Here is a 3,616-nt window from a genome sequence, read left to right on the forward strand (position 1 = left end):
TCGCCGAAGAGATGGCCCTGAGCGACGCGCAGGGCGCGGCCTCGATGGCGGCTTCTGCAGCGATGGCGGCCGTGGCAGGCGCGGTGGACCCCGTGGCGGCGGCGAACGCGTACAGCTACGCGAAAATGGCCGCGGATGCATCCGAGATGGCGGATGCGGCCACGACTTCCGCGGACGCGATGGGTCACCAGATGGCGGCCGAGACGGCCCGCGACAAGGCCATGGAAGCGGCCGGCAAACGCGGCTTGGCATCCACCGGGCTGGCGAACAAGATCACCAACCAGGCCGATATCGACAACGCCGAGCTCGAAGGCAAGACGGGCAGCGACATCCCCAAACCCGTCTCCAACGCGACGAGAGTGGGTACGGAGTTGGCCACGACGGCAGGCGAGGACAACGCGAGGAACGGAACGGGTAACATAAACAGCAACCAAGGCGGTGAGGCCGGCGCAACGGTGACTTACAACGCAGCCGGACCCAGGTTCGCCGTAACGCTCGGTACGGACCCCATATTGCGCGGCGAAGAGCCGACGTCGCTCATGACGTCCGGCGAGAAGCCGAGCGGCGGCTGGCCGGGCGCCGAACTGGTGCGGACAGATACTGGTACACCAGGGAAAACGTATGTCCTCGCCTTCTCGGACATCGAAGCGCCGACACAGGCGTATACAGATCCGACCCCCGGCGTGAACACGGCGCTGACATTGCCGGCTTCCCCGGCCACATCGATACTTACAGGCGATGTCCCGGGGGACGGAAGTAGCTTCACCGGAACCTATAATGCAGATTCGACGGACAACAACCCTCCGGTGTCGGGTAAATTCGTTTGTCCCTCAGGCGTTCAATGCTCCATCAGCGTCAACGCGGATGGCGTTATCCGAGCGATTCAGGGCTACGAGTTCCATGCCAAAGCAGCAGGTATGACCATGACCGACGGCGACTATCTGGCATGGGGCGTCTGGCTGACGATTCCGGATGATGTTACGGCAGATGCCGCGGCCGGCGCATTCGGAAGCGGCATCCAGGTATTCAGCGTCAAGGCCGCCCTCAAGGGCACGGCGACATATAACGGCGACGCGAGCGGCCTGTACGCGGCGGGCGGCATGGTCGACTACTTCGACGCGGACGTCAGCCTGATGGCCAACTTCGGCGGAAACGTCGGTGCTGATTCTGGTGATGCAACCAACGATTCGGAGGGTGATGACCTTCTGGGCTCTGTCGAAGGAACCGTCTCCAATATCAGGGCCGGCGGCATGGCCATTGACGGCTCTCTGACGCTGAAGAAGGCGAACATACTTGATAGCACTGATGCCGGTGCCGAAAGTGGTGGCTTCAATGCTACCGTCTCCGGCACCCTGGCGGGCAGGGCCATGTCGGGCAACTGGGGTGGCCAGTTCTACGGTCCCAGCAGCGCGACCGGCAAAGCAGCTGAAACCCAATACCCCACGACCGCGGCCGGCACCTTCGCCGCGGAAGCGCCGGGACATACCAATGACCCGGTCAGAATTCTGGGCGCCTTCGGCGCGTGGAAGGCTGATTAGCAGAGCACTACGCCTTTGGCCCCGGGCTGCCGAGCCCGGGGCCGTGGGTTCTTAAAGCAAACGATAATTTGGAATTGGCTTTATCCGCCCGCCCCCTTCCGATTTCCCGGAGGGGGGGCGTAGCCTTAGGGGGCAAATGATGGAAATGCTCAAGCTTTTTAGATTGGCGGTATGTGTCGTGTGCATTGCGGCATTTGCCTCCGGTTGCGGCGGTGGCGGCGGCGGTACGGCGGAAGAGATGCCGCCGGTGATGGAATGTCCGCAGGGCCAGGTCGGGACTTACCCGGACTGCACGGATCCGCCGCCGACGGATGCGGAATTGATAGCCGACGCGCAGGATACGATTGCGGGCATCCTCACCGACGCCCAGACGCGGGTGGGGGCGGCGCGCTCGGCGGCGGCGGCGGTGCGGGCCCACGCCGACGCCACGGTGGATCAGATAGCAAACGCGAACTCAAATCTCGCAGACGCGGAAAGCGCCCTGGCGGCTATCCTGACCGCGAGCGGCGTGGCGAATGCGGCCACCACGCCCGCGCAGGCGAATGGCGCGGTGGCGGACGCGAGGACGGCGCTTGGTGTCCTCACAACCGCGGAATCGGCTGTGGCGTCCATCCTGAGCGCCGTGAATGCGGTTGCGGAAGCCCGCAGACAACGCGAAGCGAACGAGATCGCCTTGACAAACGGCTCAAGGCTCATCCAGCACATTAGAGACAACAAGTTGCTCTCCGACGCATTGCTTGACGACCTGGAAGCCGCCCGGCTTCTCGTAGGCCCGGTCGGCGCGACGACTCGTACCGATGCAGATACCGAAGATTGTACTGCGCCGTGCGCCACATTCCCTGCAAATACCGGGACCGGCACAACAAGGGTCACCGGGCAGCGGACGGTCCGGGTTCCCGTCGGTTCCCCCCTCGTATCTGACAGCACGACGCCCACGCTTGGTGGGCCGAGCCGCTTTTCCAACGGCTTCGATCTGAAAAACGCAGACGGCACCACCTACGTAAACGCCTACACGGACATAACGCAAACGAAACTCAAGCAAAGGACAAGAACGAACGTCCTAGAAGACACTGATCTAAGTGATGGCGATGATCGGTATACAGAAACGGATATCGAAGATGCCGACTATCTTCTCGCAGGAATCTGGATGACGGTGGACAATGCAGCTTTGGGCAATTCCACGATTCAAGCCTTCGCTTATGGGAGTCAACCCATCCCCGCAGCTCCCACTTTATGCAGTGGACTTGATGGCCCTACGAGTCCAGCCACATCTACTTCGGGGGTGACGACGACTACCAGAACATGTACTAACCCTACCGAATTTAACCAAATCGACAGTTTTGTGGATGACGGCCAGGATGTAACAGCCACCTACACGGGGGATGCGAACGGCGCATACATCGCGGGGGGAGATACGAGCTATTTCACGGGGAGCGTCGAACTCACCGCCGAGTTCAAAAATCCGACAGGCGGCACGGATGACGGCACAGGCAGCATCGGGGGCGCGGTCACGAACATCGTCGCCGGCGGACAACAACTGGCGGGCAGCATCGAGCTGCAGAAGCAGACCCTTGGAAACGACATAAGCACCGTTTTTGATAGCGGCATGGCTGTAGGTGTGGTTGATAACAAATCCTTCAGCGGCAATTGGAAGGGCCAGTTTTTCGGAATGAGATATACAAGGACCCAAGCAACCACTACGGATAGAACGAACCCGGCCGATATACAAACTACGATAACGACGACGTATTCGCCTCAGCATCCCGGTTCGGTCGCGGGAACCTTTTACGCCACACAGCAGAGCAATCCGGCGGGAAGCGCCGCCTTCATCGGGGCGTTCGGGGCGAACAGGTAGGAGAGCAGGACGCCTCTGGCCCCGGGGCATACAACGGGGCCGGGGCGATGAATTGGAAATAAAAAGGAACACGAGGCAAGCGGCGTGACCCTTTGGGGGTTACTCATTGGTTGCTCTACATCGTCGGGAGCAAATTGTACCGGCCCACGCGACAGAGTTTGAGTCCTCTCAGCGTGGGCGGGGAATAATGAGTAACCCCCAGCCTCGTCAGGGGCACGACGGG

Annotated in this window: 2 protein-coding genes; both read left to right on the plus strand. The window is 61.4% G+C overall.

What is annotated here, in order from left to right:
- Positions 1-1,538, plus strand: a 1,538-nt coding sequence (locus OXG98_07520; GenBank protein MCY3771851.1) for a hypothetical protein, incomplete at its 5' end; no start/stop codon positions are given.
- 136 nt (positions 1,539-1,674) lie between these two features.
- Positions 1,675-3,393, plus strand: coding sequence for a hypothetical protein (locus OXG98_07525; protein ID MCY3771852.1), 1,719 nt, complete (start codon positions 1,675-1,677; stop codon positions 3,391-3,393).
- The last annotated feature ends 223 nt before the right edge of the window (positions 3,394-3,616 follow it).

This window comes from Gemmatimonadota bacterium (assembly GCA_026706345.1).
Classification (GTDB): domain Bacteria; phylum JAAXHH01; class JAAXHH01; order JAAXHH01; family JAAXHH01; genus JAAXHH01.